This window comes from Mesorhizobium sp. M0016 (genome assembly GCF_040324035.1).
In the GTDB taxonomy this organism is placed as follows: Bacteria; Pseudomonadota; Alphaproteobacteria; order Rhizobiales; family Rhizobiaceae; genus Mesorhizobium.
The window spans coordinates 1-25569 of sequence record NZ_JAMYVM010000022.1; the positions used below are offsets into that span (position 1 = coordinate 1).

The 25569-nt window shown below is 63.1% G+C and carries 29 protein-coding genes; 8 read left to right on the forward strand and 21 right to left on the reverse strand.

Going from position 1 to position 25569, the window contains the following annotated elements; translation table 11 throughout:
* The coding region (locus NKJ88_RS25535) for a PLP-dependent transferase (RefSeq protein WP_352446023.1) at positions 1 to 563 on the reverse strand (563 nt) is incomplete at its 3' end.
* Between the two features lie 123 nt (positions 564 to 686).
* Between NKJ88_RS25535 and NKJ88_RS25540 the strand changes: the two genes are divergently transcribed.
* Positions 687 to 1145 carry an Lrp/AsnC family transcriptional regulator gene (locus NKJ88_RS25540; protein ID WP_023668224.1) on the forward strand — a complete coding sequence of 153 codons (459 nt, stop codon included), beginning with the start codon at positions 687 to 689 and terminating at the stop codon, positions 1143 to 1145.
* Between the two features lie 48 nt (positions 1146 to 1193).
* On the opposite strand, the gene NKJ88_RS25545 is transcribed toward NKJ88_RS25540, so the two are convergent.
* From NKJ88_RS25545 to NKJ88_RS25560, 4 genes are all read right to left on the reverse strand, one after another.
* Positions 1194 to 2165 (reverse strand): ABC transporter substrate-binding protein, encoded by a 972-nt coding sequence (locus tag NKJ88_RS25545; protein WP_352446025.1) that lies wholly within the window; start codon positions 2163 to 2165, stop codon positions 1194 to 1196.
* Positions 2166 to 2203: 38 nt separating this feature from the next.
* Positions 2204 to 3358, reverse strand: a complete 1155-nt coding sequence (locus NKJ88_RS25550; RefSeq protein WP_352446027.1) for an ABC transporter permease — start codon at positions 3356 to 3358, stop codon at positions 2204 to 2206.
* Entirely contained in the window at positions 3355 to 4233 is an 879-nt protein-coding gene (locus NKJ88_RS25555) for an ABC transporter permease (protein ID WP_352446029.1), read from the reverse strand. The genes NKJ88_RS25550 and NKJ88_RS25555 overlap by 4 nt, the downstream gene beginning before the upstream one ends.
* Positions 4234 to 4573: 340 nt before the next feature.
* A complete protein-coding gene (locus NKJ88_RS25560) occupies positions 4574 to 5365 on the reverse strand; it encodes an ABC transporter ATP-binding protein (RefSeq protein WP_023687997.1) in 792 nt (263 codons plus the stop codon).
* Positions 5366 to 5475: 110 nt separating this feature from the next.
* Between NKJ88_RS25560 and NKJ88_RS25565 the strand changes: the two genes are divergently transcribed.
* Complete coding sequence (locus tag NKJ88_RS25565; protein ID WP_031193071.1) at positions 5476 to 5880, forward strand: cupin domain-containing protein; 405 nt, start codon at positions 5476 to 5478, stop codon at positions 5878 to 5880.
* 17 nt (positions 5881 to 5897) lie between these two features.
* On the opposite strand, the gene NKJ88_RS25570 is transcribed toward NKJ88_RS25565, so the two are convergent.
* From NKJ88_RS25570 to aptA, 6 genes are all read right to left on the reverse strand, one after another.
* Positions 5898 to 6281, reverse strand: coding sequence for a hypothetical protein (locus NKJ88_RS25570; protein ID WP_031194883.1), 384 nt, complete (start codon positions 6279 to 6281; stop codon positions 5898 to 5900).
* A gap of 16 nt (positions 6282 to 6297) precedes the next feature.
* Positions 6298 to 6630 (reverse strand): hypothetical protein, encoded by a 333-nt coding sequence (locus NKJ88_RS25575; RefSeq protein ID WP_023712056.1) that lies wholly within the window; start codon positions 6628 to 6630, stop codon positions 6298 to 6300.
* A gap of 41 nt (positions 6631 to 6671) precedes the next feature.
* Entirely contained in the window at positions 6672 to 8123 is a 1452-nt protein-coding gene (gene hydA, locus NKJ88_RS25580; protein ID WP_352446032.1) for a dihydropyrimidinase, read from the reverse strand.
* A gap of 62 nt (positions 8124 to 8185) precedes the next feature.
* Positions 8186 to 9436, reverse strand: a complete 1251-nt coding sequence (locus NKJ88_RS25585) for a Zn-dependent hydrolase (RefSeq protein ID WP_352446034.1) — start codon at positions 9434 to 9436, stop codon at positions 8186 to 8188.
* A 3-nt stretch (positions 9437 to 9439) separates the two neighbouring features.
* Positions 9440 to 9886, reverse strand: coding sequence for an endonuclease domain-containing protein (locus tag NKJ88_RS25590; protein ID WP_023668213.1), 447 nt, complete (start codon positions 9884 to 9886; stop codon positions 9440 to 9442).
* Between the two features lie 112 nt (positions 9887 to 9998).
* The gene (gene aptA, locus NKJ88_RS25595) at positions 9999 to 11327 is read right to left on the reverse strand and encodes an omega-aminotransferase AptA (RefSeq protein WP_352446035.1); all 1329 of its coding nucleotides are present in this window, start codon (positions 11325 to 11327) and stop codon (positions 9999 to 10001) included.
* Between the two features lie 255 nt (positions 11328 to 11582).
* Here aptA and NKJ88_RS25600 point away from each other — a divergent pair, with 255 nt between their 5' ends.
* Complete coding sequence (locus NKJ88_RS25600; protein WP_023668211.1) at positions 11583 to 12212, forward strand: TetR family transcriptional regulator C-terminal domain-containing protein; 630 nt, start codon at positions 11583 to 11585, stop codon at positions 12210 to 12212.
* Positions 12213 to 12221: 9 nt separating this feature from the next.
* Here the strand turns inward: NKJ88_RS25600 and NKJ88_RS25605 are convergent, their stop codons facing one another.
* Positions 12222 to 13094 carry a helix-turn-helix transcriptional regulator gene (locus tag NKJ88_RS25605; RefSeq protein WP_352446038.1) on the reverse strand — a complete coding sequence of 291 codons (873 nt, stop codon included), beginning with the start codon at positions 13092 to 13094 and terminating at the stop codon, positions 12222 to 12224.
* A 99-nt stretch (positions 13095 to 13193) separates the two neighbouring features.
* Between NKJ88_RS25605 and NKJ88_RS25610 the strand changes: the two genes are divergently transcribed.
* Both NKJ88_RS25610 and NKJ88_RS25615 read left to right on the forward strand, forming a co-directional pair.
* The gene (locus tag NKJ88_RS25610) at positions 13194 to 14033 is read left to right on the forward strand and encodes an SDR family oxidoreductase (protein ID WP_352446040.1); all 840 of its coding nucleotides are present in this window, start codon (positions 13194 to 13196) and stop codon (positions 14031 to 14033) included.
* A complete protein-coding gene (locus tag NKJ88_RS25615; RefSeq protein WP_027050647.1) occupies positions 14030 to 14752 on the forward strand; it encodes an SDR family oxidoreductase in 723 nt (240 codons plus the stop codon). The genes NKJ88_RS25610 and NKJ88_RS25615 overlap by 4 nt, the downstream gene beginning before the upstream one ends.
* Positions 14753 to 14754: 2 nt before the next feature.
* On the opposite strand, the gene NKJ88_RS25620 is transcribed toward NKJ88_RS25615, so the two are convergent.
* From NKJ88_RS25620 to NKJ88_RS25645, 6 genes are all read right to left on the reverse strand, one after another.
* A complete protein-coding gene (locus NKJ88_RS25620; protein WP_023725398.1) occupies positions 14755 to 15132 on the reverse strand; it encodes a DoxX family protein in 378 nt (125 codons plus the stop codon).
* Between the two features lie 71 nt (positions 15133 to 15203).
* Positions 15204 to 15662, reverse strand: a complete 459-nt coding sequence (locus tag NKJ88_RS25625; RefSeq protein ID WP_023668206.1) for a carboxymuconolactone decarboxylase family protein — start codon at positions 15660 to 15662, stop codon at positions 15204 to 15206.
* A gap of 32 nt (positions 15663 to 15694) precedes the next feature.
* Complete coding sequence (locus tag NKJ88_RS25630; RefSeq protein ID WP_023697058.1) at positions 15695 to 16213, reverse strand: RrF2 family transcriptional regulator; 519 nt, start codon at positions 16211 to 16213, stop codon at positions 15695 to 15697.
* Between the two features lie 109 nt (positions 16214 to 16322).
* Positions 16323 to 17636, reverse strand: a complete 1314-nt coding sequence (gene preA / locus NKJ88_RS25635) for an NAD-dependent dihydropyrimidine dehydrogenase subunit PreA (protein WP_023699020.1) — start codon at positions 17634 to 17636, stop codon at positions 16323 to 16325.
* Between the two features lie 59 nt (positions 17637 to 17695).
* On the reverse strand, positions 17696 to 18049 hold the full coding sequence (locus NKJ88_RS25640; RefSeq protein WP_023741726.1) for a hypothetical protein: 354 nt from the start codon (positions 18047 to 18049) through the stop codon (positions 17696 to 17698).
* Complete coding sequence (locus tag NKJ88_RS25645) at positions 18046 to 19395, reverse strand: NAD(P)-dependent oxidoreductase (RefSeq protein ID WP_352446043.1); 1350 nt, start codon at positions 19393 to 19395, stop codon at positions 18046 to 18048. Before NKJ88_RS25645 ends, NKJ88_RS25640 begins: the two co-directional genes overlap by 4 nt.
* Positions 19396 to 19647: 252 nt before the next feature.
* On the opposite strand from NKJ88_RS25645, the gene NKJ88_RS25650 reads away from it, so the two are divergent.
* A complete protein-coding gene (locus NKJ88_RS25650; RefSeq protein WP_352446045.1) occupies positions 19648 to 20052 on the forward strand; it encodes a hypothetical protein in 405 nt (134 codons plus the stop codon).
* A 68-nt stretch (positions 20053 to 20120) separates the two neighbouring features.
* Here the strand turns inward: NKJ88_RS25650 and NKJ88_RS25655 are convergent, their stop codons facing one another.
* Positions 20121 to 20840 (reverse strand): gamma-glutamylcyclotransferase, encoded by a 720-nt coding sequence (locus tag NKJ88_RS25655; protein ID WP_352446047.1) that lies wholly within the window; start codon positions 20838 to 20840, stop codon positions 20121 to 20123.
* 195 nt (positions 20841 to 21035) lie between these two features.
* Between NKJ88_RS25655 and NKJ88_RS25660 the strand changes: the two genes are divergently transcribed.
* Positions 21036 to 21812 carry a VOC family protein gene (locus tag NKJ88_RS25660; RefSeq protein WP_352446048.1) on the forward strand — a complete coding sequence of 259 codons (777 nt, stop codon included), beginning with the start codon at positions 21036 to 21038 and terminating at the stop codon, positions 21810 to 21812.
* 73 nt (positions 21813 to 21885) lie between these two features.
* Here NKJ88_RS25660 and NKJ88_RS25665 read toward each other — a convergent pair whose 3' ends face one another.
* Positions 21886 to 22374 (reverse strand): hypothetical protein, encoded by a 489-nt coding sequence (locus NKJ88_RS25665; protein ID WP_023690819.1) that lies wholly within the window; start codon positions 22372 to 22374, stop codon positions 21886 to 21888.
* 209 nt (positions 22375 to 22583) lie between these two features.
* Between NKJ88_RS25665 and NKJ88_RS25670 the strand changes: the two genes are divergently transcribed.
* Positions 22584 to 22976, forward strand: a complete 393-nt coding sequence (locus tag NKJ88_RS25670; RefSeq protein ID WP_352446050.1) for a DoxX family protein — start codon at positions 22584 to 22586, stop codon at positions 22974 to 22976.
* A gap of 113 nt (positions 22977 to 23089) precedes the next feature.
* Here the strand turns inward: NKJ88_RS25670 and NKJ88_RS25675 are convergent, their stop codons facing one another.
* Positions 23090 to 25531 (reverse strand): GcvT family protein, encoded by a 2442-nt coding sequence (locus NKJ88_RS25675; protein ID WP_352446052.1) that lies wholly within the window; start codon positions 25529 to 25531, stop codon positions 23090 to 23092.
* Positions 25532 to 25569: the final 38 nt, after the last annotated feature.

Sequence of the window (25569 nt, forward strand, 5' to 3'; positions counted from 1 at the left end):
GGGGGGGTATCCCCCGGCGTGCCTAGAACAACCCCCCCCCCCCCCCCCCCCCCCCCCGCCCCCCCCCCCGGGCCCCGCACCGCCTTGTCGCCGCCGCCGTCGGCGAAGCCGACAGCGCCGATGCCGAAGCCGGACAGCGTGCGCGTCAAAAGCGTCTCGGTGCCGCCGTAAAGCGGCTGCGAATGCAGGATGACATCGCCCGGCCGGGCATAGGCGAGCAGCGTCGTGGCGATCGCCGACATGCCCGACGAGAACAGGATGCAGGCGTCCGTTCCCTCATAGACCGCCAGCCGGTCCTCGACGATCTCCGAGTTGGGATGATTGAAGCGCGAATAGACCAGGCCGGACGCCGTGCCGCTCGGCGGCTCCTTGCGGCCGGATGTGTAGTCGAAGAAGTCGCGTCCCTCCTCCGCCGATTTGAACACGAAGGTCGAGGTCAGGAACACCGGCGGCTTGACGGCGCCTTCCGACAGTTGCGGATCGAAGCCATAGCTCAACATCAACGTTTCCGGATGGAGCTTGTGGTTGCCGATGTGGGTTTTCGACGGGCGCGGCGCGGTCATGGCTTTTCCTGCGTTCTGGAGGAGTCTCGTCCAGCAATTTATGCGATCCCGGTCCACCAGTCCTTGCTATTTTCGGCCTCGCATGGCTGCATTCCGGCAACAAATTGCCGAGCGAGAGCAAAAGTGCAACAGAAGATAGCCGACGATTTCGACCGCAAGATCCTGCGCGAGCTGCAGGCCGACGCCCGCATCACCAACAATGAGCTGGCGGAGCGCATCGGCCTGTCGCCGTCGCCATGTTTGAGGAGGGTACGCCGGCTGGAGGAGGCCGGCATCATCAGGGGCTATACCACGCTGGTCGACCCGGCCGCCTTCGGGTGGAACATGGTCGCCATCGCCACCGTCCGGCTCAGCCGCCAGAACGAGGACGAGATCGTCATGTTCGAGGACGCCATCCGCGGGTGGGAAGAGGTGCTGGAATGCCACCTCGTCACCGGGGCGCGCGACTATGTGCTGAAGGTGGTGACCGGCAGCCTCGAACAGTACGAGCGCTTCATCAAGGAAAAGATCGCGCGGCTGAAATGCGTCGCTTCGATCGAGACCAGCTTCGTCATGAACACCATAAAGGAACGGCGCCTCTGACATTTGGTCAAAGGCGCCGCTCTCGAGGTCGAAATTGCCTGGCCAGGCTTATTTGATCGCCTTGTCGGTGATGGCCGTGGTGTAGGCGCCGGTCGGCGCCTTGGTGATGATCTTCTGGTCGAGCAGCGCCTTGGCGGTGCGCTCGTAGGTCGCCGGGTCGAGCTTGCCGTCGGCATTGTCGATCAGCTTGGCGACTTCGCTCATCATCCGCTTCTGGTGGTTTTCGTCCTGGCCACCGCCGTCCATGACAATGCCCGCGGCCTCGTCATTGTTGTCGATGGCATATTTCCAGCCCTTCATCGAGGCGCGCACGAAACGCACCATCTTGTCTTCGAAAGCCGGATCCTTGAGCTTGTCTTCCGAGGCATAGAGCCCGTCCTCAAGCAGGTCGTTGCCAATCGCCGAGTAGTTGAACACGGTGAGCTGGTCCGGCTTGTAGCCGGCATCGATCAGCTGCCAGTACTCGTTGTAGGTCATGACCGAAATGCAATCCGCCTGCTTCTGGATCAGCGGCTGCACGTCGAAGCTCTGCTTCAAAACCGTGACGCCATCCGGGCCGCCTTCGGTCTTCAGGCCGAGCTTGTTCATCCAGGCGTAGAAAGGATATTCGTTGCCGAAGAACCAGACGCCGAGCGTGTGACCCTTGAAATCGGCTTCGGTCTTGATCGGGCCATCCTTCGGGCAGACCAGCTCCATGCCGGCCTTCTTGAACGGCTGGGCGATGTTGACCAGCGGCACGCCCTTTTCGCGCGCGGCGAGCGCCCCACCCATCCAGTCGACGATGACGTCGGCGCCACCGCCGGCGATCACCTGCTCGGGTGCGATATCGGGACCGCCCGGCTTGATGTCGACGTCGAGGCCTTCGGCTTCATAAAAACCCTTGGCCTTGGCGACATAGTAGCCGGCAAACTGCGCCTGCGTGACCCATTTCAGCTGCAAGGTCACCTTGTCGGCGGCCATTGCCTGGAACGCGCCCAGCGACATCGCGCCGGCCAGCATCGGAATGATCAGTCTTTTCATGTTTTTACCCTCTGAAGTTAACACCCGAACCCACCGCCCTATCCACCACGGACAGAGGGATGCCAAAACGTGACGGCTCTCTCGACGAGAGCGACCACGCCATAAAAGACCGAACCCGCCAGTGCTGCAACTGCGATTTCGGCCCAGACCATATCGATGTTCATCCGCCCGACCTCGGTCGAGATGCGAAAGCCCATGCCGACCACAGGCGTGCCGAAGAACTCGGCGACGATGGCGCCGATCAGCGCCAGCGTCGAGTTGATCTTCAGCGCGTTGAAGATGAAGGGCGCTGCCGCCGGCAGCCGGAGCTTCAAGAGTGTTGGCCAGTAGCCCGACGCATAGGTGCGCATCAAATCGCGCTCCATATGGCCGGAGGCGGCAAGACCGGCAACCGTGTTCACCAGCATCGGGAAGAAGGTCATGATGATGACGACCGCGGCCTTGGACGGCCAGTCGAAGCCGAACCACATCACCATGATCGGCGCCACACCGATGATCGGCAGCGCCGAGACCATATTGCCGATCGGCAGCAGACCGCGGCGCAGGAACCGCACGCGGTCGGCCGCAATCGCCACCAGGAAGCCGGCGCCGCTGCCGATGACATAACCGAAGATCACCGCCTTGAAGATGGTCTGTCTGATATCGGCGCCGAGCACCGGCAGGGAACTGGCGATGCGCACACCGATGGCGCTCGGCGGCGGCAAAAGGATGAAGGGAATGCCGGCGCCACGCGTCACCGCTTCCCATATGATCAGGATCCAGGCGCCGAAGATCGCCGGGATGATGAGGCGCAGCGCCATCCGCGCCCCTTTTGCCATCGGGCGAAGCCCCGACAGCACCGCCACACAGCGCCAGGCCAGCAGCCAGGCAGCGGTGAGCAGCAGGAAATACGGCGCCAATGCCGTGCCTTCGAAACCTGTAATGCCCGAGATCAGCATCCAGGCGACGAGATGAGCGCCGATGAACAGCACCGCAGCCTCGGCCAGCGGCGAAATCCTGAGCATCGAGATCAGCCCCGCCAGCACGGCCAGGCCGATCATCGGGGTCTTTATACCGAAATAGGGGTAGTCGAAACTTGCCGTCGGGTCTGCAAGGGTGGCCGCTTCCGGCTTCGACATCGCGCCGAGCGCGACGGCGACGAGGCACAGCGCAATGGCCAGCACGGCTTGCCAGGAGGGCTTCAGCCAGTTCATGCCGGCCTCCCGCCCATCGCGCGGTCAACGAGGCGCCCGGCTATGCCGACCACCATGACCAGAAGGGCCGCCACCACCGAGCCCGCCACAAGGGCGGACCAGATGTCGATGGACTGGCTGTAATAGGCGCCTGCCAAAAGCTTGGCGCCGATGCCGGCGACAGCACCGGTCGGCAGTTCGCCGACAATGGCGCCGACCAGGCTCGCCGCCACCGCCACCTTCATCGAGGTGAACAGGAACGGCACCGAGGCCGGCACCCGCAGCTTCCAGAAGGTCTGCGAGACACTGGCATTGTAGGTGTGCATCAGGTCGAGATGCATGAGTTCGGGCGAGCGCAGGCCCTTCACCATGCCAACCGTCACCGGGAAGAACGACAGGTAGGTCGAGATCATCGCCTTTGGGATCAGACCGCTGATGCCGATCGCCCCCAGCACGACGATGATCATCGGCGCCACCGCCAGAATGGGAATCGTCTGGGAGGCGATGATCCACGGCATCAGGCTGCGGTCGAGCGTCGCCACATGCACGATGCCAACCGCGATGACGATGCCGAGCGCCGTGCCGAAGGCAAAGCCGAGCAACGTCGACGACAGGGTCACCCAAGCATTGTAGACAAGGCTGCGGCTCGATGTGATGGGCCGCAGGAACGTGTTCTCGAAGAAGTTCACCGCCACCTGATGCGGTGCCGGCAGCGTCGGCTTCGGCTGCGACAGCGTCTTGCGGATGAATTCGACGGTGCCGTGGGTTTCCCCGGCGCGCCGGTCGAGGTCGCGCTGGAAGGGCGCGTTTAGGATGACGGCGAAGACATACCAGAGCACCACCACGCCCAGGAGGATGGAGGTCACGGGGATGAATTTTTCGCGGAAGGTGTCCATCTATCGCGCCTCGCCAGCGGGGCGCCCTCCTCTCCCCAACGGGGAGAGGGTGGCCGGAGCGAAGCGGAGGCCGACCACCTCCGCGTTCGTCATCCTAGGGCGGAGCGACGCGAAGCGTCGTGCAGACCCTAGGATCCATTCCGTGACGTTGGCCGAGGGGTATAAGCGGTTGAGAATGTTCGCCTTCGCGGGCGCAGCGGCGTGTGCACCGTTTTGCACCGTTGCGAACCGTATAGGTAACGGCATGGATCCTAGGGTCTGCGCCGCGTCGCTTCGCTCCTTGCTTCGCCCTAGGATGACGAAGGCGTGGCGGCGACGTCCGCACTCATTCGCTACCCCCTCAATCATCATAGCTGTGCCCTGCCCGCAAGCCATCGCGTACCCTGGCCGCGATCGCCAAAAATTCCGGCGTCTCGCGGATATCCAGTGGCCGCTCCTTTGGCAGCGTCGATTCGATGATGTCGGTAACCCGACCTGGGCGCGGCGACATGACGACGATGCGCGTTGACAGATACACCGCCTCGGGGATGGAATGGGTGACGAAGCAGATCGTCTTGTTGGTGCGCGCCCACAATTCCAGAAGCTGTTCATTGAGATGGTCGCGCACGATCTCGTCCAGCGCGCCGAAGGGCTCGTCCATCAGCAACAGGTCGGCGTCGAAGGCGAGCGCGCGGGCGATCGAAGCGCGCTGCTGCATGCCGCCGGAAAGCTGCCAGGGGTATTTCTTCTCGAAGCCGGAGAGGTTGACGAGCTCCATCGTGCGCTTGATGCGCTCGGCCTGCTCCGCTCTCGAAAGGCCGATGATCTCCAGCGGCAGCGCCACGTTACGCTCGATCGTGCGCCACGGGAAAAGGGCTGCCGCCTGGAAGACGTAGCCATAAGCGCGTTTCTCGCGCGCCTGTTCCGGCGTCATGCCGTTGACCGAGATCGTGCCCGATGTCGGTTTTTCCAGATCGGCGATGACGCGCAGCAAGGTGGTCTTGCCGCAGCCCGATGGGCCGATGAAGGAGACGAACTCGCCCTTGCCGATGGTCAGGTCGACATTGGAGAGCGCCTCTACCGGACCGTCATTGGTCTGAAAGGTAAGGCCAAGTCTGCTTGCCGAGACGACGGCTGGCGATTGTCCCGTCATCGCTTGCTGCCTGCCTCTCGCAGCCGCCCAGGATGAAATGCCGTTGCATTCGCGTTGATGTTGCTTTCCACTCGTCCAATCCCACCCAATCGACGCCCGGAGCCTTGCCGATGTCGCCCAAACCCACTTGTCACCTTATCCGTCCTGAAAGCACTTATGAAGGCAAGCAGGGACTGACCTATTTTGCCGGCATTGCAGCCGAGACGGTCGGCTCGTCCGGCATCTGCATGCATCTGCTCACCCTGCCGCCTGGCGCCCGCGCCAAGGCGCATCTGCATGAAAGCCATGAGACGGCGATCTATGTGCTCTCGGGCGAGGTCCACACATGGTATGGCGACAGGCTCGAGAACCACATCGTCGTCAAGGCCGGCGACCTCTTCTACATCCCGGCCGGCGTACCGCATCTGCCGGCCAATCTGAGCAACGCCCCGTCCTCGGCCGTCATCGCCCGCACCGATCCCAATGAACAGGAAAGCGTCGTCCTGTTGCCGGAGCTGGATGCGCTGGTGGCCTGACGCTGACGGGACTGCCGTCATTTGCACCGCGCCACTTCGCCCATGACATTGCCGTCGTCGTCGGCGACCGTCAGCTTCTTGGCGTTCTTGGCGCTGCGCTTGATGGTGAATTTGGTCGGCTCCTGTCCTTCTTCGCCTTCCGCCTCGCATGTTGCCGTCACCACCAGCGACCCATCAGCCTGCGCCTGCTTGTCCGTGAAAGTGCAGGCGCTGGCGGCGGTGACCAATGCCTCGTCGGTCAAAAGCAGCATCCGATCGGCGGCGACTTCCTGGCCGTTGCGGTTGATGCAGCCATATTTGTCCCCATAGGGTTTCGTCAGGTCGATGCCTGCCGCAAGGGCCTGACCCGCAGCCAGAACGACTACCATCGCAACAGACGGCCCCAAACCGCGCGCGCTCATTCCCCCAGCTCCAACGTCACGAACACGGTTGCAACGGCCCCATTTCTTCAAGACCGGGAATGGTCACGAAGAACCCACCCTCGCCCTTGTTGGTGACCACAACGGTTTCAGCCGTCGTCCCCGCCTCGCCTTCGGCGGAACAGGTCGCATCAAGCGATTGCGTGCCCGGCGCCCACGTCAATTGCTGCGCGAACCGGCAGCCGCTGCCATAGGTCTCGATGCCTTCGGCGGTCAGCACGATATAATCGTCCCGGCCCTGAAAACCGGCCTTTGCAAAGACACAACCGGCATCGTTGCCCCAGGAGCCGGCCAGCCTCTCGGCCCCTGTTGCCGGACCAGCGACCACCATCGCCACGACCAGTGAAATGAGCGCCCCCGGGCTCCGCAACGTCAAACGCCTGTCGCCGGAATGCCGGTGCGTTCGACCTTGCGCGGCGCGGTGATGTCCTTCCAGGTCGACAGAGCCCGGTTGACCGCCGCGTTCGGCTCGCGGGCGACGAATTCGCCATGGCCGGGCTTGGCCTTGACCTCCGCTTCCTCGACCGACAGTTCGCCGCGCGAAAAGACGAAGCGCGGCAGGCCGGTCACCTCAAAACCTTCGAAGACGTTGTAGTCGATCACCGATTGCTGCTTCTTCGAGGTGATGGTCTTCTTGGCGCTGAGGTCCCACACCACGATGTCGGCGTCCGCGCCTTCGACGATGGCGCCCTTCCTAGGATACATGTTGAGGATCTTGGCGATGTTGGTCGAAGTCACCGCGACGAACTCGTTCATCGTCAGCCGCCCGGTGTTGACGCCCGTCGTCCACAGCACGGGCAAGCGGTCTTCAAGCCCGCCAGTGCCGTTCGGGATCTTGGTGAAATCGCCGACGCCGTTGCGCTTCTGCTTGGTGGTGAAGGCGCAGTGGTCGGTCGCCACCACCTGCAGCGATCCCGCCTGCAGGCCGGCCCACAGCGAATCCTGGTGCAGCTTGTTGCGGAAGGGCGGACTCATGACGCGGCGCGCCGCATGGTCCCAATCCTTGTCGAAATACTCGCTTTCATCCAGCGTCAGATGCTGGATCAGCGGCTCGCCGAAAACCCGAATGCCCTTCTGGCGGGCGCGGCGGATGGCTTCGTGGCTCTGCTCGCAGGACACATGCACGACATAGAGCGGCACGCCGGCCATGTCGGCGATCATGATGGCGCGGTTGGTCGCCTCGCCCTCCACTTCCGGCGGCCGCGAATAGGCGTGTCCCTCGGGGCCATTATTGCCGGCGGCGAGCAGCTTTTGCGACAGCGCCGCAACCACGTCGCCATTCTCGGCATGAACGAGCGGCAGCGCGCCGAGATCGGCGCAGCGCTGGAACGACGCGTACATCTCGTCGTCGTCCACCATCAGCGCGCCCTTGTAGGCCATGAAATGCTTGAACGAGGTAATGCCTCTGTCGACGACGGTGGCCATCTCGTCGAACACCTGCTTGCCCCACCAGGTGATCGCCATGTGGAAGGAGTAGTCGCAGGCAGCCTTCGAGGTCTTGTTGTCCCACATCTGCAACGCTTCCAGCAGCGATTGCTGCGGCGCCGGCAGGCAGAAATCGACCACCATCGTGGTGCCACCGGAAAGGGCCGCACGCGTCCCGGACTCGAAATCGTCGGCCGAATAGGTGCCCATGAACGGCATTTCGAGATGGGTGTGCGGATCGATGCCGCCCGGCATGACGTAACAGCCGCTGGCGTCGAACTCATGGTCGCCATGCAGGTTCGAGCCAATGGCGACGATCTTGCCGTGCTGCATCAGCACATCGGCCTTCCAGGTGCGGTCGGCGGTGACGATGGTGCCGTTTCGGATGACTTTGGTCATTGTCGTGTTCCCTTGTTCTCTTCGCGCTTCTTGTGAGCGTCGTTTTGAATACAGATCTTAGTTCACGCCACGATCCCCGCTGTCTCTACCACCGCATGGAACAGCACGTCGGCGCCGGCGCCGGCCCATTCCTTGGTGATTTCCTCAGCCTCGTTGTGTGACAACCCGTCAACGCAGGGGCACATCACCATGGCGGTCGGCGCAACGCGGTTGATCCAGCAGGCGTCGTGGCCGGCGCCGGAGACGATGTTGCGGTGGGAATAGCCGAGCCGATCGGCGGCGTCGCGGATCGCCTTGACGCAGCCGGCATCGAAGGTGACCGGATCGAAAGCGCCGACCTGCTCGACCTTGTACTGGATGTCGAGCGCCTCACAGATTGTGTCGATGCCTTCGCGTATGCGCCCATCCATCGCGTCCAGCACTTCCTTCTCGGGCGAGCGGATGTCGATAGTGAAGACGGTGCGCCCGGCGATGATGTTGCGCGAGTTCGGAAACACCTCCATGTGGCCGACCGCGCCGACGGCGTCGGGCTGGTAGTCCATGGCGATCTCGTGCACCAGTTCGATGACCCGAGCCATGCCGAGCCCGGCATTACGGCGCTTGGGCATCGGGGTCGAGCCGGTATGCGCCTCCTTGCCGGTCAGCGTTACCTGCAGCCATTTCAGGCCCTGGCCGTGGGTGACGACGCCAATGTCGATGCCTTCGTCCTCGAGGATCGGCCCCTGCTCAATATGCAGTTCGAAGAAGGCGTGGATCTTGCGGTCGCCGACCTTCTCGGTTCCCTTCCAGCCAATGCGCTCCAGCTCCTCGCCGAACTTTTTCCCCTGTTTATCGGTGTGCTGATACACGTCCGCCTGCTCGAGCACACCGGCGAACACGCCGGACGCCATCATCGCCGGGGCAAAGCGCGAGCCTTCCTCATTGGTCCAGTTGGTAACGACGATCGGATGCCTGGTCTGGATGCCGAGATCGTTAAGTGAGCGGATGATCTCCAGCCCGCCGAGCACGCCGAGCACGCCGTCATACTTGCCGCCGGTCGGCTGCGTGTCGAGATGGCTGCCGACATAAACCGGCGGCAGGCTGGGATCAGCACCTTCCCGCCGGGCAAACATGGTGCCCATCTCGTCCAGGCCCATTTCGAGCCCGGCCGCCTCGCACCAGCGCTTGAACAGATGCCGTCCCTCGCCGTCCTCGTCGGTCACGGTCTGGCGATTGTTGCCGCCGGCAATACCGGGGCCGATCTTCGCCATCTCCATGATGGAATCCCACAAACGGTCTGAATTGATTCGCAGATTCTCGCCTGGGGCGGCCATGCTCTAAAACCTCATCGGTTGCGGGGCGGCGGCGTCCCCCTCCCCCTCGAGGGGAGGGTGGCCGCGAAGCGGTCGGGTGGGGTCGCCCGCGACGCGCGCGACCTTCTCTTTGACCACCTGCGCGACGTGCCAAGCGCTGTTTATGACATCGGGCTCGTCAACACGGAAGACTTCAAATCCGAGCGATCGCAGATAAGCATCGCGAACGGCATCGTGCCGCCTACCCCTGTCGTGTTCGTGCATGTCGCCATCGACCTCAACGATCAGCTTCACCGCCAAGCAGGCAAAATCCACGATGTACGGCCCAATCGGGCACTGACGGCGAAACTTGATGCCGGCTGATTTCAGGTCCCGCAGTTCATACCACAGCAGCGATTCTCCTTTGGTCGCGTGAACTCGAAGCGCTCGCGCCTTTTGGCGCATTTCGAAGCTCACGCGGGTACGGGGCATCAGGAGCGGCCTCGGAACAAAAGAGCGGGTCGGCGTCCGGTCGCACCGACCCCACCCGACCGCTTCGCGGCCACCCTCCCCTCGAGGGGGAGGGATATCCGCGCCCGGTTTGTCAATCGATCGCCCTCAGCACTTCTCTGACATGGTCGATCAATTCGTTGATCTGGCCCTTGGTGATGATCAGTGGCGGCGACAGCGCGATGATGTCGCCGGTGGTGCGGATCAGCGCGCCGCGCTCGAACGCCTTTACGAAGGCCGAGAAGGCCCGCTTGGTCGGGCTGCCTGCGATCGGCGCCAGTTCGATCGCGCCGATCAGGCCGATGTTCCTGATGTCGATGACATGCGGCTCGCCCTTCAGCGAATGCAGCGCATCTTCCCAGTACGGCGCCAGTTCCTCGCCGCGGGTGAGCAGGCCCTCTTCCTTGTAGGTGTCGAGCGTGCCGAGTGCCGCGGCGCACGCAATCGGATTGCCCGAATAGGTGTAGCCGTGGAAGAACTCGATCATGTGCTCGGGGCCGGTCATGAAGGCGTCGTGGATTTCCTTCTTCACGAACACCGCGCCCATCGGGATGACGCCGTTGGAGACGCCCTTGGCGGTGGTCATGATGTCGGGCGTGACGCCGAAATAATCCGCAGCGAACGGCGCGCCCAGACGGCCGAAACCGGTGATGACCTCGTCGAAGATCAGCAAAATGCCGTGCTTGGTGCAGATCTCGCGCAGTTTCTGCAGATAGCCCTCCGGCGGCAGGATGACGCCGGTGGAGCCGGCGACCGGTTCGACGATGACGGCCGCGATGGTCGAGGCGTCATGCAGGGCAACGATGCGCTCCAGCTCGTTGGCGAGTTCCGCGCCATATTCCGGCACGCCCTTGGAGAAGGCGTTCTTTTCCGGCAGATGCGTGTGCGGCATGTGGTCGACGCCGCCGAGCAGCGTGCCGAACATCTTGCGGTTGGTGACGATGCCGCCGACCGAGATGCCGCCGAAATTGACGCCGTGATAGCCGCGTTCGCGGCCGATCAGGCGGGTGCGCGCGCCCTCGCCCTTCACACGGTGATAGGCGATCGCCATCTTCAGCGCCGTTTCGACCGATTCCGAACCGGAATTGGTGAAGAAGACATGGTCCATGCCCTTGGGCGCGAGATCGACCAGGCGGTTGGCCAGCTCGAACACGATCGGGTGTCCCATCTGGAAGGCCGGCGCATAGTCGAGTTCGGCCGCCTGATGCTGGATCGCCTCGGTGATCTTGGGACGGCAATGGCCGGCATTGACGCACCAGAGGCCGGCGGTGCCATCGAGCACCTTGCGGCCGTCGCTGGTGGTGTAGTGCATGTCCTTGGCGGACACGAACATGCGTGGCGCCTGTTTGAACTGCCGGTTCGCCGTGAACGGCATCCAGAATGCGCTGAGATCGTTCGGCGTGACTTTCAGCCGGTTGAACATGACCAAGACTTCCCCTTGTAACCTGTTTCGGTGCGGCTAACGCTTGGTCTTTCCAAAGCTTGGTCTTTGCTGCGTTTTCATGCTACGCAAATTTTTGACCGATTGGACAAACGTTAGCACCGCCCTGTCGGCGGTCAAGGGATTACTAGCGGAAATGCGGCCTGCGAAGTGCGCTCCACGCGTAAGAGAAAAACTGGTCCAGAGAATTGGTCCAGATGACCCGCTCGGCCAAGGCTTGCAGGGGTGAGCGGCGCCATGGAAGGCTCAGCCCCTCGCCGCACCCGCATCCAGCAGGAAAAGCGCGAACTGATCCTGGAGGCAGCCCTCGAAGTCTTCTCGGCCAACGGCTTTCGCGGCTCGACCATCGACCAGATCGCCGAGGCCGCGGGGATGTCGAAGCCGAACCTGCTCTATTATTTCCGCCGCAAGGAAGACATCCACGAAACGCTGATGGAGCGGCTGCTGGCGACCTGGCTGGCGCCGCTACGTGAACTCGACGACATCGGCGACCCCCTGACCGAGCTCAGGAGCTACATCCGGCGCAAGCTCGAAATGGCGCGTGATTTTCCCAGGGAGAGCCGGCTGTTCGCCAACGAGATCCTGCAAGGCGCGCCGCGCATCATGCCGCTGCTGGCGGGTGAGCTGAAAACGCTGGTCGACGAGAAGGCCAACGTCATCAAGGGCTGGATGCGCGCCGGAAAAATCGCCCGCACCGATCCCTGGCACCTGATCTTTTCGATCTGGGCGACGACGCAGCACTATGCCGATTTCGATGTCCAGGTCCGCGCGGTGCTCGGGCCCGACCGCGGCGGCGACGGCCGCTTCGAGGATGCGGCGCGGTTTCTGGAGCAGTTGTTCATTGATGGGCTGAAGCCGAAGGGCTGACCTTGGGCGTCAGGCGCTGCGGCGCTCCGCCGGCATCGCCTCAAGCAAATTCTGCAGCTTCTCGATCGAATTCTGTTCGGCCAGCGGCGTGTAGACGATCAGCTTCATGTCCGAGCCGTCGTCGATCGACAGGCTCATATGCTCGAACGTCATGGCGCCGGCGCTCGGATGTCGGACATGTTTCACCCCCGACAATCGGCGTGCCACGTCGCGTTGCGGCCACCAGTCGCGAAACTCCGGACTTGAGCGCGTCATAAGCACGATCAGCCGCTCGAAATCCGCACCGCCCACATAGCGGGCGCTTTCCGCCCGGAACGAGGCCAGCACGGTGCGCGCCAATTGCTCCCAGTCAACCAGCAGGCGCCGGTGATGCGGATTGGTGAACACCATGTGGACGATGTTGCGGGCGTCGCCCTCTAGCAGGCCATAATCACCGAACACCGCTACCGCCGCCGGATTCCAGGCCAGCACATCCCAGCGCCGCCCGACGACATAGGCCGGCTGCAGCACCAGGCTCTCCAGCATATGCATCAGCGGGCCATCGACCTTTTCCGGCGCAGCCACGCGGTTCTCCGGTTGCTGGCGGCCTGCCAGGATGAACAGATGCCGCCTTTCGACGGCGTCGAGGCGCAGCGCTTCGCTGAGCGCCGCTAGCACCTCCACCGAGGGTCTGACCTCGCGCCCCTGCTCTAGCCATGTGTACCAGGTGGTGCCGACGCCGGCGATCATCGCCACTTCCTCGCGACGCAAGCCTGGCGTGCGTCTCCGCAGGCCGGTCGCGATGCCGGTGGCGGACGGCGTCAATCTTTCGCGGCGCGAGCGCAGGAAGGCGCCAAGCTCGCGCCGGCGGCTGTCTTCAGCGGAGTGCGTGGGGGCATCCATGAGAGCTATTATAGCAGTATTGATACCAGGATAAAGTTTGAACTGTTTGGGCTGGGTCAGGCGCCCCATCTTCCATCCAGAGAGATGGAGGCTCTGAATATGGATCTGAAAGACAAGACAATCCTCATCACCGGTTCGACCGATGGCGTCGGCCGTGTCGTCGCGCAAAGGCTGGGCGCCGGCGGCGCGCGCGTGCTGGTGCATGGCCGTGACGCGGCTCGCGGCAAGGCAACCGTCGCAGAAATCGAATCCGCCGGCGGCAAAGCCGAGTTCCTCGCCGCCAACCTCGCCTCGCTAGCCGAGGTCCGCCGCCTTGCCGAGGCCGTACGCGCAAAAACCGACCGGCTCGACATCCTCATCAACAATGCCGGCATCGGCACGGCCGGCGCCAAGCGACAGCTCAGCGCCGACGGCTTCGAACTGCGCTTTGCGGTCAACTATCTCGCCGGTTTCCTGCTGACCTCGGAACTGCTGCCGCTGCTCAAGGCGAGTTCGCCGGCGCGCATCATCAACGTCGCTTCGGCCGGCCAGCAGGCGATCGATTTCGGCGATGTCATGCTGACACGTTCCTATGACGGCGTGCGCGCCTATTGCCAGAGCAAGCTGGCGCAGATCCTGTTCACCATCGACCTGGCCGGAGAGTTGAAAGGCAGCGGCGTCACCGTCAACGCTCTGCATCCAGCGAGCTACATGAACACCACCATGGTCCGCCAAGCCGGCGTGACGCCATGGAGCTCGGTCGAGACCGGCGCCGACGCCATTCTCAACCTCGCGACATCGCCCGCCCTGGAGGGCCGCAGTGGCCTCTATTTCGATGGCCAAAAGGAATCCTGCGCCGAAGCACAAGCCTATGACGCCAAGGCCAGACAGCAATTGCGAACCCTGAGCCTCGACTTCGTCGGCCAGGCTTCCCCACAATCGAAGGAACAGCATTCATGACCGGCAAGATCGAACACACGGTCGTCGTCGGCGGCTCATCCGGCATCGGCCTGGCAACGGCGCGAAAACTGCTGGGCCCAGGCATGAAGGTGACCATCACCGGACGAAACCAGGACAAGCTCACCAGCGCCTGGAAGAGCCTCGGCGGCGCCGCCGAAAAAGCTGGCTTCGATGCTTCGAAGCCGGACGAAGTCCGCCAGTTCTTTGGGGAACTCGGACCGTTCGATCACCTCGTGCTGGCTGCCAGCGGCGGCAAGGGACTTGGGCGGTTCGAAACCCTCGACCTCTCAGACATCGCCGGCGGCGTCGACGAGAAAGTCAGGCCGCAGCTGTCCTGTTTGCAGGCAGCCTTACCGACGCTCAACAGATCGGGATCGGTCACTTTCATCTCGGCGGTGTCGGCACAATTGTCGGCGCCCGGCGTGGCTGGCATTGCCGCCGTCAACGGCATGCTGCTGACGGTGGTGCCGATCCTGGCGGTCGAACTGAAGCCTCTGCGCGTCAACGTCGTGGCGCCCGGCGTCATCGACACGCCATGGTGGGATTTTCTGGCCGAAGACCAGCGGCAGGCGGTGTTCAGCGAATATGCCGGCAAAACCCCTGTGGGCAGGATCGGCCGCGCCGAAGACGTCGCCGGCGCAATCGCCTTTCTCGTCTCCAACGGCTTCATGACCGGCCAGGTGCTGACCTGCGATGGCGGTTTGCGCTTCGCGGCGTGACCTTACAGCGACTGTGCGATCAGCGTGAGAAAGCCTCCGGCCAGGGCGACGTTGCCGACGAAGCCGTTGATGCGCGAGGCCCGGTCCGGGCCCTGATGGTCCCAGAAATTGTGGAACATCGGCGTGGCGACGATGAGAAACAGCAGCAGCACGGCGCAGGCGGTCGCAGTCCACAGGCCGGCCATCAACAGCGCGCCGGCAATGGTCTGCAGGACGATGCCGGCCCACAACGCCAATCTCGCCTGCGGCACGCCGCGCGCAGCGATCAGCCCGGTCAGGAAGGCATCGTTCTGGACGTTGCGTAGGCCGGCGAAAACGAAGGCGCCGCCAAGCAACAGGCGGCCCAGCAACAACAAGCTCGAAGGCAAATCGACAGGCATGAAATCCTCCTCTTTGAAAAACAGTTGGAGCGCCGCCCTCTCCGACGGCGCTCCATGACTAAACCGGACGGTCAGGCTGCTTTGGCCGCCGGCATCGGATGGATGGCATGGAAGGGGATGCAGAGCCGGTTCCAGGTGTTGATCATTCCGATCGCGACCGACAGCTTGACCAGTTCCTCTTCCGAGAAGTGCTCTAGCGTGCGGGCATAGAGTTCGTCCGAAACGCCATTGTTGGCGATCAGGGTCGTTGCCTCGGTCCAAGCAAGCGCCGCGCGTTCGCGCTCGGAAAACAGCGGCGATTCCTTCCAAGCCGAAACCAGATAGAGCCGTGTCTCGGTTTCGCCATCGCGCCTCGCCTCGCGGCTATGCATCTCGACGCAGTAGGAGCAGCCATTGATCTGCGAGGCGCGGAGCTTGATCAAATGCAGCAGGCTCACTTCAAGCCCGCATTCGTCGACCGCCTTGTTGAGCGCCGACACGGCTTTCATGATCTCAGGCGCCTTGGCGAAGAATTGCAGTCTCTGTTTCATCGTCTTTCCTTTCACATCTGTTTGGCGGGGGATTAAATCTGTTTGGTCGAAGCGGGTTTCTGCGGCCGCTGATGGCGCGCGACAAAGGCACAGCTGGCGGCAAACGATCGCGGATCGCCTTCGGCCTTGTAATCAGCCACGATGTCGGACAACCGGGTTTCCGCGAGGGCCGCGCGATAGGCGCGCTCGGCCTTCAGCATCGCGGCATTGATGCCGCACGGCTTCACATAGGCCGAAGCATCGATCTTGACCGGGCCGCGCTGGCGGATCTCGCCGCAGCGGAAGGCCGGCTCGCGACCCTCGACCGCAAGCACGATATCGAGCAGCGTGATGCGCTCGGCCGGACGCGCCAGCCGGTAGCCGCCCGCCGGTCCCGGCACCGATTCCAGGATGCGCGCAGCAGTCAGCTGGTTCAGATGTTTCAGCAGATAGCTCGGCGACAGGCCGAAGGACTCTGCCAAAGCAGCACCCGGCATCGTGCTGTTGCCCTCCACGCTGGCCAGTGTGGCCGCGCAATGGATGGCCGCTTCAACGCCCTCGCCCAGCTTCATGATGTTGATCTCCGATTCATGGATATCTTATATCGTGGATAAATTTTATCTGCAATAGGAAAATGAAAAACGGCGCTCGAAAGCGCCGCTTTTTTCTTCGACCCGTTCCCTACTCCGCAGCCACCTTGGCCATTGGGTTGTTCGGGTGTGTCGTCCAATTGGCATAGACCGGCGACACCGGCTTGCCGGTGCGCTGGTCCATCACGCCGGCGGCCAGCGGCTCCATGGTGATGCAGTTCTCGACCGGGCAGACATTGACGCACAGATTGCAGCCGACGCATTCGGCCTCGATCACCTCGAAATGCCTGACGCCGTCGACCATGTTGGTGATCGCCTGGTGCGAAGTGTCCTCGCAGGCGATGTGGCAGCGGCCGCATTTGATGCAGGCGTCCTGGTCGATATGCGCCTTGGCGATGTAATTGAGGTTGAGATACTGCCAGTCGGTGACGTTGGGCGTGGCGCGGCCGACAATGTCGTTGAGCGAGGCGTGGCCTTTCTCGTCCATCCAGTTTTCGAGACCGGCAATCATCTCCTGCACGATCTTGAAGCCGTATGTCATCGCCGCCGTGCACACCTGCACATTGCCGGCGCCGAGCGCCATGAATTCGGCCGCATCGCGCCAGGTGGTGATGCCGCCAATGCCGGAGATCGGCAGGCCGCGCGTTTCCGGATCGCGGGCGATCTCGGCCACCATGTTCATGGCGATCGGCTTCACCGCCGGGCCGCAATAGCCGCCATGCGAGCCCTTGCCGTCGATGGTCGGCTGCGGCGCGAAGCTATCGAGGTCGACGCCGGTGATCGAGTTGATGGTGTTGATCAGCGACACCGCGTCGGTTCCGCCGGAGAGTGCGGCGCGCGCCGGCTTGCGCACATCGGTGATATTCGGCGTCAGCTTGGTGATGACAGGCATGCGGGTGTTGGCCTTGCACCAGCGCACCACCATTTCGATGTATTCCGGCACCTGGCCGACGGCCGCGCCCATGCCGCGTTCCGACATGCCGTGCGGGCAGCCGAAATTGAGCTCGATGCCGTCGGCTTCGGTCTCCTCGACCACCGGCAGGATCGCCTTCCAGCTTTCCTCGACGCATGGCACCATCAGTGAGACGACGATGGCGCGGTCGGGCCAATCCTTCTTGACCTGCTTGATCTCGCGCAGATTGACCTGCAAATCGCGGTCGGTGATCAGCTCGATATTGTTGAGGCCGAGCAGGCGCCGGTCCGCCCCCCAGATCGCGCCATAACGCGGGCCGTTGACGTTGACCACCGGCGGACCTTCTTCGCCCAGCGTCTTCCACACGACGCCGCCCCAGCCCGCCTTGAAGGCGCGGATGACATTGTAGGCCTTGTCGGTCGGCGGCGCCGAAGCCAGCCAGAACGGATTGGGCGATTTGATGCCGACGAAATTGTTGCGGATGTCTGCCATGGGTCTTTCTCCTCTGGCCGTGGCGGGCTTACCGCCACCTTAAAGCGTTGCCTATCGGATCATTCCTCGCATCGAAGAAAAACCGATGGCGGTTCGCCTTCGACCGTTACCGTGATCTGGTCCGGATCGCCCTTGCGCGCCTCCAACCCGACCATTCTTTCGTCCATGCGCACGGTCTCGTCCCCGTTGAGATAGACGCTGGCGCATGAAACCGTCGTTTGTACCAGGTCGCCAGTTGGCGGCCCGGCTGTCCATTGGCAGATCGTGTGCTCGCTGAAGCCGACGCCGGACGCCTCGACGATCATCCGCTCTTCACCGTTCTGGTCGCACCATTGCGCATAGAGCCAATAATCCCCTGAAGCCGCCGGCATTGCCGCGGTGCCGATGACGGCAGCGAGGAGCGGCGCCATCATCGCAGGGCCCGGTTGATGCTCTCCGCCGCGTCGCGGCCTTGCGCGACGGCCGAGACCGTCAAATCGTCGCCGCCGAAGATGCAGTCGCCGCCGGCCCAGACATTGGCGAGCGAGGTGCGGCCTTCCGCATCGACCTTGATGCGGCCGGCTTCAAGATCGATCGAGGCGCCGCTTCCATTAAGCGCGGCCGGCACAAAGCTCTGGCCGATGGCCTTGAACACCTGGTCGGCGGTAAGCGTCAGCGTCTCGCCCGTGCCGGCAAGCCTGTCCCCGTTCATGGCGGTGTATTCGAGCTCGATGCCCGACACTTTGCCAGCCTCGGCGATGACCCGCTTCGGCTGCAGCCAGTGGCGGATGGTGACGCCGTTGGCCGCGGCCAGATCCTGCTCGAACTCGGAGGCGTTCATGTGCTCCTGGCCGCGCCGGTAGCAGATCGTCACCTCCTCGGCGCCGAGCAGCTTCGACTGCACCGCGGCATCGATCGCCGTCATGCCGCCGCCGATGACGACGACGCGCCGGCCGACCGGCAGGCTCGCGAGATCGCTGGCCTGGCGTAGCTCGGCGATGAACTCGACCGCATTGACAACGCCATCGGCGTCCTCGCCATCCGCGCGCAACGCATTCACGCCGCCTAGCCCCATGCCGAGGAAGACGGCATCGTAATTCAGGATCAGGTCCGACAGCTGGTAGTCGCGGCCGAGCGCCTTGCCGTTATGGATATCGATGCCGCCGATCCCCGTGACATAGTCGACCTCGGCCTGGGCGAAATTGTCGATGCTCTTGTAGGCGGCGATGCCATATTCATTGAGGCCGCCGGCCTTCGGGCGGGCTTCCAGAATGGTGACGTCATGGCCCTGGCGGGCGAGCCGGTGGGCCGCGGCAAGACCGGCCGGTCCGGCGCCCACGACGGCGACCGACTTGCCGGTCGATTCAGCGCGCGGATAAAACTGCTTGTGCTCGGCCATGGCGACATCGGTGGCGTAGCGTTGCAGGCGGCCGATCTGCACCGGCTTGCCTTCCGCCACCTCGCGCACGCAGACCTCTTCGCAAAGCGTCTCGGTCGGGCAGACGCGGGCGCACATGCCACCCAGTATGTTCTGGTCGAAAATCGTCTTGGCCGAACCGATCGGGTTGCCGGTCGATATCTGGCGGATGAACAGCGGAATGTCGATCGAGGTCGGGCATGCATTCATGCACGGCGCGTCGTAGCAGAAATAGCAGCGATCGGATTCGACCAGCGCTTCGTGGTGATCGAGCGGCGGATGCAGATCGGAAAAATTCTCGGCGTACTGGTCGGCGGCAAGCCGGCCGCCGGCAATGCCGTCCTTGAACTGGCCTTCTGGCATCGTCAGTTCCCCTGTTTTCGTTTTGGGGAAGGCTAGCACGTTTTATTTTTTTATCAATTGGTCAATTTTCGACCCAAGCCGCTGAAAAGATTAGCTGATAATATGATTTAGTTGCTCATGTTATGAGTGACGGTTGCGTCCTCAAAGAGGGGAGCGCGACAAGCTCCAAGTCGCGGCAAGCTGTTCCAGGCCAGCGCGAAATGATAGGGCGCTTGAGCACGATGCGCGGCTTTCATTCAACGGAGAAAGGCGATGACCGATGATAGGGAGACGGCTCACCGGTGGGAGCCCGTGGGAGATTTACCTCTGGCTGCCTGTCAGGTGTGGCGTCTAAAATCCGACAATAACTTTGAGCTGACCGTCGAAGGCGACTTCGGGACATCGGAACGAACTCTCAAGATCGATTTTCAAGGGGTAGTAGCCCTGGCTGCCCATGATGACATGCTGGGACTGACCAAAATCCGTGCGGACACCTCGATCCCATTGATTGGATCTGGCAGGCAAGCCTCCTACAGGTGGCCGATCCTGCGAGTGGAGAACTCGCACTGGTTGCGATCGACACTTGGCCCGACAGAAGACTGTACGCATTTTCTGCTGCTCAGTCTCGAATGCACGGTTGAGGTCATTGCTCGTGAAGCCACTCCTTCTTGGATCTGATCACCCGGGGAGCGAAACGCCTTGAAACCGCATACGCTCCGGCACAGGCCAAGATTGGTGGCTGTTCGCTACGAAGGTGCCAGCTGTAGGCTGGCATCTGAGCGGCCGCCATGGATCGACCTGATCTCGTCGGCAACCAGTTGCTGCAGCCGCCACAGATTGCGGTCGCGGATGCCGAATTCCTCGAGGTGGCTGACGGTGTTGTAGAGATATTCCGCGCCCGAGCCGACATGGCCGCAGGCTCTGGCAAGCACCCCCGCCACCGTGTCCAGCGGCTGCCCGAGCGACGTTCCCCTGCCGGTCACCCCGACCCAGAAGCCGAGCGCCCGTATCCGGCCCTGCTCCGTGCGCACGGGAACCCACCGGACCGAGCTGACACTCTCATGGTCGTCGATCTCGCGCCGCAACAGTCTTTCGATCTGCTCCGGCTTGTCGCCGTCGGGCAGGCGGTAGATGACGCCGTCGCATCGGCCGCCGCGTTCGAGCGCCATCATCAGCCCCGGCTGCGCGACGCTGCCGCGCCAGCGCACCATGTCGAGGCAGAAGGAGCGATGCCAGCCAAACGCAGTCGCGCGCTGGCGTTCGACGGATTCGAAAGCCGGCTTCCAGATCAGCGAGCCATAGGCGAACACCCACAAAGGCCCCTCGTCTGCTTCTTCAGACAGCCGCAAGGCTAATGTCCGGTAATCCTCATCGTTCAGCTGCGTCCAACTGCCGTCCGGCCCGGGATCGACCTCTTCGCGATGACACAGTGACACAAGCTCAGGCGTGAGCGACATAAGGCGCATGAAACGACTACCCCTCGTTTGCCCAAGGAAAGTCGAAAACCGCCGCACGTGCAAGGCGTCGAGCGGGACGAAGTGCGGAACGATGTGTCAACGCAGCCGTTGAACTTTCTCCGCTTCGCTGTCGGATTCGCGCCGCCGAAATCGTCCTTGTATCGATCGGACGACGATCTATGCATGAAGGTGAGGAGACCGAAAATGCCGAAATCCGCAATGCCCTTCTTCTGGTACGAGTTGATGACCAGCGACCTCGATGCGGCGCAAGCATTTTACACCACCGTGGTCGGCTGGCGGGCCGAGCCCTTCGACAAAGCGCCCAGCATGCCGCGCTATATCGTGGTGAACTCCGCCGAGCGTGGCGTCGGCGGGCTGATGACCCTGCCCGAGGAAGCAGCCAGGACGGGTCTGAAGCCGGCCTGGTTCGGCTATATCCACACCAGCGATACCGATGCCTCGACCGAGGCGCTGAAAGCGGCCGGCGGGGCTGTTCACCGCGGACCCGACGACATTCCCGGCGTCGGCCGCTTCTCCGTCGTCGCCGACCCGCAAGGCGCCGCCTTCATGTTCCTGCAGCCCAATGGCCCCGACCAGCCCGTCCTTCCGGCAACGACGCCGGGCCATGTCGGCTGGCACGAGCTTTATGCGTCCGACCGCCAGAAGGCCTTCGATTTCTACTCCAGCCAGTTCGGCTGGACCGATGCCGGTAGCATGGACATCGGCGAGATGGGCATCTATCAGACCTTCTCGGCCGGCCCTGAATCCGGCGGCGGCATCATGAACAAGCCACAACAGCTGCCGGTGCCGGTGTGGCTGTTCTACTTCAATGTCGACGCCATCGACGCAGCCGCCACACGTGTCACCGACAATGGCGGCAAGATCGTCATGGGTCCGATGACGGTGCCGACCGGCCAATGGATTGCCCAGTTCACCGATCCGCAAGGCGCCTATTTCGCGCTGATCGCGCCCGGCCGCTGATCCCCTCCGGTACTCGCCTGCACGGAACTGCTCTCATCGCGCCGCCGGTGCGATGAGAGGCGTCCGGGCGCGGTCACTCCGGCGCCAGCACCGCGACCTTGAGGTTCTCTTTCCTGGCGCCGCTGAGCTGGATCGTGGCTGCGCCAGGCGTCAGCTTGAAGCGCACGCTCTTGCGGATGCCGGGGCAGGTCTTCACGCCGCTGAAACCGGCTGATTTCACGGCCTGGCCATCCTGAATGACGTCGACCCAGGCCTCATCGGACAGGCTGATCTGGAGCTCTCCTTCCGGTGGCACGGCCACGTTTGCCGTCGCGCCGAACGTGCCGGCTGCCGGCGCGCGTTGCGGTGAGACGGTGAAGCTAACCGCATCGACCGGCTCCAGCGCCATATCCGCGGCTTCGCCGAAAGCAAGAGAGGCACCGGACTGCGCGGCGGGCGCTGCCGGAAACAGTTCCTGCTCGCGTGTCACCGGCCATTTGAAGGCATCGCAGCCGGCATCAGCGGCCATGGCGAAGCTGGTGCTTGCGAGGATTGCGAACAGGCTGATGGCGACTTTTTTCATGGCTAAGGAACCCGTTTGGTTTGGAGTGTCTACATGCAGGTATACAACTTAAACGAGCTGTATGCAACCATAACGAGAACGAATTTCGGAGTCCAGACTGGAAGTGATTTCCAATCACCGATTGTTGATGGCAGGCCACGCGAAGTGAATGGTCCAGCGCCGGGTGATAATTTATGGCCGGGCCGCAGGGTTGGAAAAATGGAGTTTAGATGAAGCTTTTTGACGGTCTCGCCAGATTTCAGCCGCAGGCACTCGGCGTCCTGCGCATCATCACAGCCCTGCAGTTCATCGAGCATGGTTCGCAGAAACTGTTCAATTTTCCGGTCAGCGCCGAGCCTCACGCTCTTACCGGCCTGACGGCGACGGCAGGCATCCTGGAGTTCGCCGGTGGCATCCTGCTGGCGCTCGGTCTGTTGACCCGCCCGGTCGCGTTCCTTCTGGCCGGCGAGATGGCCATCGCCTATTTCATGGCGCACTATCCGCGCGACTTCTTCCCGGTCAACAATGGCGGCGATGCGGCGATCTCCTTCTGCTTCATCTTCCTCTATCTGGTGTTTGCCGGCGCCGGCGCTTTCGCGCTCGACAACCGCCGCAGCACCTGACGCGCCTGATGCATGTCGCCCAAAAGTGCGCAGCGGTTTTGGGATAACGACTTGCACAAAAAACGACTTGCACAAAACAAGAATCTGAAGCGCCTTGGCGAAGCCGAAGCGCTTCAGGCGCGCATTCGCTCGAAGTTCGCGTCAAAGAGCGGCGCCGCCTGAACGCGCGCCGCGTGGCGCTTGCCCAAAAGTTCGATTTCGAAGCCGTCGCTCTCATCGGCGATCTCCTTCGGCACATAGCCGATGGCGACGGATTTTTTCGAGTGATGCGCATAGCCGCCTGACGTGACCCAGCCGCGCACCGCGCCATCGAACCAGATCGGCTCGTCGCCGATGACATCGGCATCGTCGGCATCGAGGATAAATGTGCGCAGCCTGAGCTTGCCGCCCTGCTTGCGCTCGGCAAGAGCGCCGGTTTTGCCGATGAAATCGGCATCCTTGCCATAGGCGACGAAACGGTCGAGCCCGGCCTCCAGCGGCCCGTAGATCGGCCGGTATTCGCGCGCCCATGAGCCGTAGTTTTTCTCCAGCCGCAGCGCATTGAGCGCGCGCGAGCCGAACAGGCCGAGGCCGAATTCCTCGCCTGCCGCCATCAACGCCCGGAAGGCAGCGCGCTGATATTCCGGCGCCACCCAGATCTCGTAGCCGAGATCGCCGGTGTAGCTGACGCGGCCGACCAGGCACGGCGCCGTGCCGATGTCCATTTTCGCGACCGCCATGAAGGGGAATGCGGTGTTGGCGACATCCGCGCGGCTGACCTTTGCCAGCACCTCCCTCGCCTTGGGCCCCGCAATGGCGAGGCCGGTCAGCCTCTGCCCCAGCGCCTCTATGCGCACTGAGCTATCCGCAGGTAAATGCGCCTCGAACCAGCGCATATGATATTGCTCGGCAATGCCGGAGCCGGCGATGAACCACTCGGTCCCGTTGGAATTGGGGGCACCGATATTGGCCAGCGTGAAATCGCCGATGAGCTTGCCGTCGTCCTTCAACATCGGCGCCAGCGTCATGCGGCCTGGCTTGGGCAACTTGCAGGCAAAGATCCGGTCGAGCCAAGCGGCCCCCCCCTCGCCCGTCACCTTGTATTTGGCGAAGTTCGAAATCTCCGCCAGGCCGACGCTCTCACGAACCGTCGCGACCTCATTGGCGACATGGGAAAAATCGCTGGAACGCCGCCACGAGAACTCGTCCCTGACACCCTCGGGCGCAAACCATAGCGGCACTTCCAGCCCATAGGACACGCCCCATTGCGCGCCCTTGGCCGATAGCAGATCATAGATCGGAGTCGTCTTCAGCTGCCGCCCCGCGGGCAGTTCCTCATTGGGGAAGCGGATCGAGAAGCGGCGCGAATAGTTCTCGCGCACCTTGGCACTGGTGTAGGCCATCGTCGCCCAGTCGCCGTAGCGCGCGACATCCATGGCCCAGATGTCGGCGCCGGGATCGCCCTCGATCATCCAGTTGGACAGCGCCAGGCCGACGCCGCCACCCTGGCTGAACCCGGCCATGACACCGCAGGCGACCCAGAAGCCCGGCAGGCCGCGCACCGGCCCGACCAGCGGATTGCCGTCCGGCGCGAAGGTGAAGGGGCCGTTGATGATCTGCTTGATGCCGGTCCTCTCGAAGGCCGGGAAATGGCGGAAGCCGACCTCAAGCGACGGCGCGATGCGGTCGATGTCCGGCTCCAGCAATTCATGACCGAAATTCCACGGCGTCTGGAATTCGGACCAGACCTTATTGGCCTTCTCGTACGTGCCCATCAGCATGCCGCCGCGCTCCTGGCGCAGGTACAGCTCACCATCGAAATCGACGGCATGGATGATCTCGGTGCCGGTCTTGGCGTTCCACGCAGCGACCTCGGGCATATCCTCGGTGATCAGGTACATGTGCTCCATTGCCAGCACCGGCAGCTCCAGCCCGACCATGCGGCCGACCTCGCGCGCCCATAACCCGCCGGCATTGACGACATGCTCGGCCACCACTTCGCCCTTGTTGGTGATGACGCGCCACATGCCGTCGGGCCGGCGCACAATGTCCTCGACCTTGGTGAAGCGCTCGACCTCGGCGCCCAGTTTCCGCGCGGCCTTGGCATAGGCATGCGTCACGCTGGAGGGATCGAGATGGCCGTCCTCCTTGTTGCGGACGGCGCCGACGAATTGTTTCGGGTCGAGCAGCGGCATCAGCTCGGCCGCTTCATTGGCCGATATTTCTTCGAGCTCGATGCCGAGGTAACGCCCTTTGGCAACGACGCCGCGCAGCCAGTCGAGCCGCGCCTCGGTCGCCGCCAGCAGCACGCCGCCGGTCAGATGCACGCCGGTCGCCTGCCCCGACAGCTCCTCGATCTCCTTGTAGAGCGAGATCGTGTATTTCTGCAGCTTGGCGACGTTGGGGTCGCCATTGATCGTGTGCATGCCGCCGGCCGCATGCCAGGTCGAGCCGGAGGTCAGCTCGTCGCGCTCCAAAAGCACGACATCGGTCCAGCCATGACGCGCCAGATGGAACAGCACGGAGCACCCGACGACGCCACCGCCAATGACCACGACCTTTGCATGCGATTTCATGAGTTTTGCTCTGTTATCAACGAGTTGAGGAGATAAGG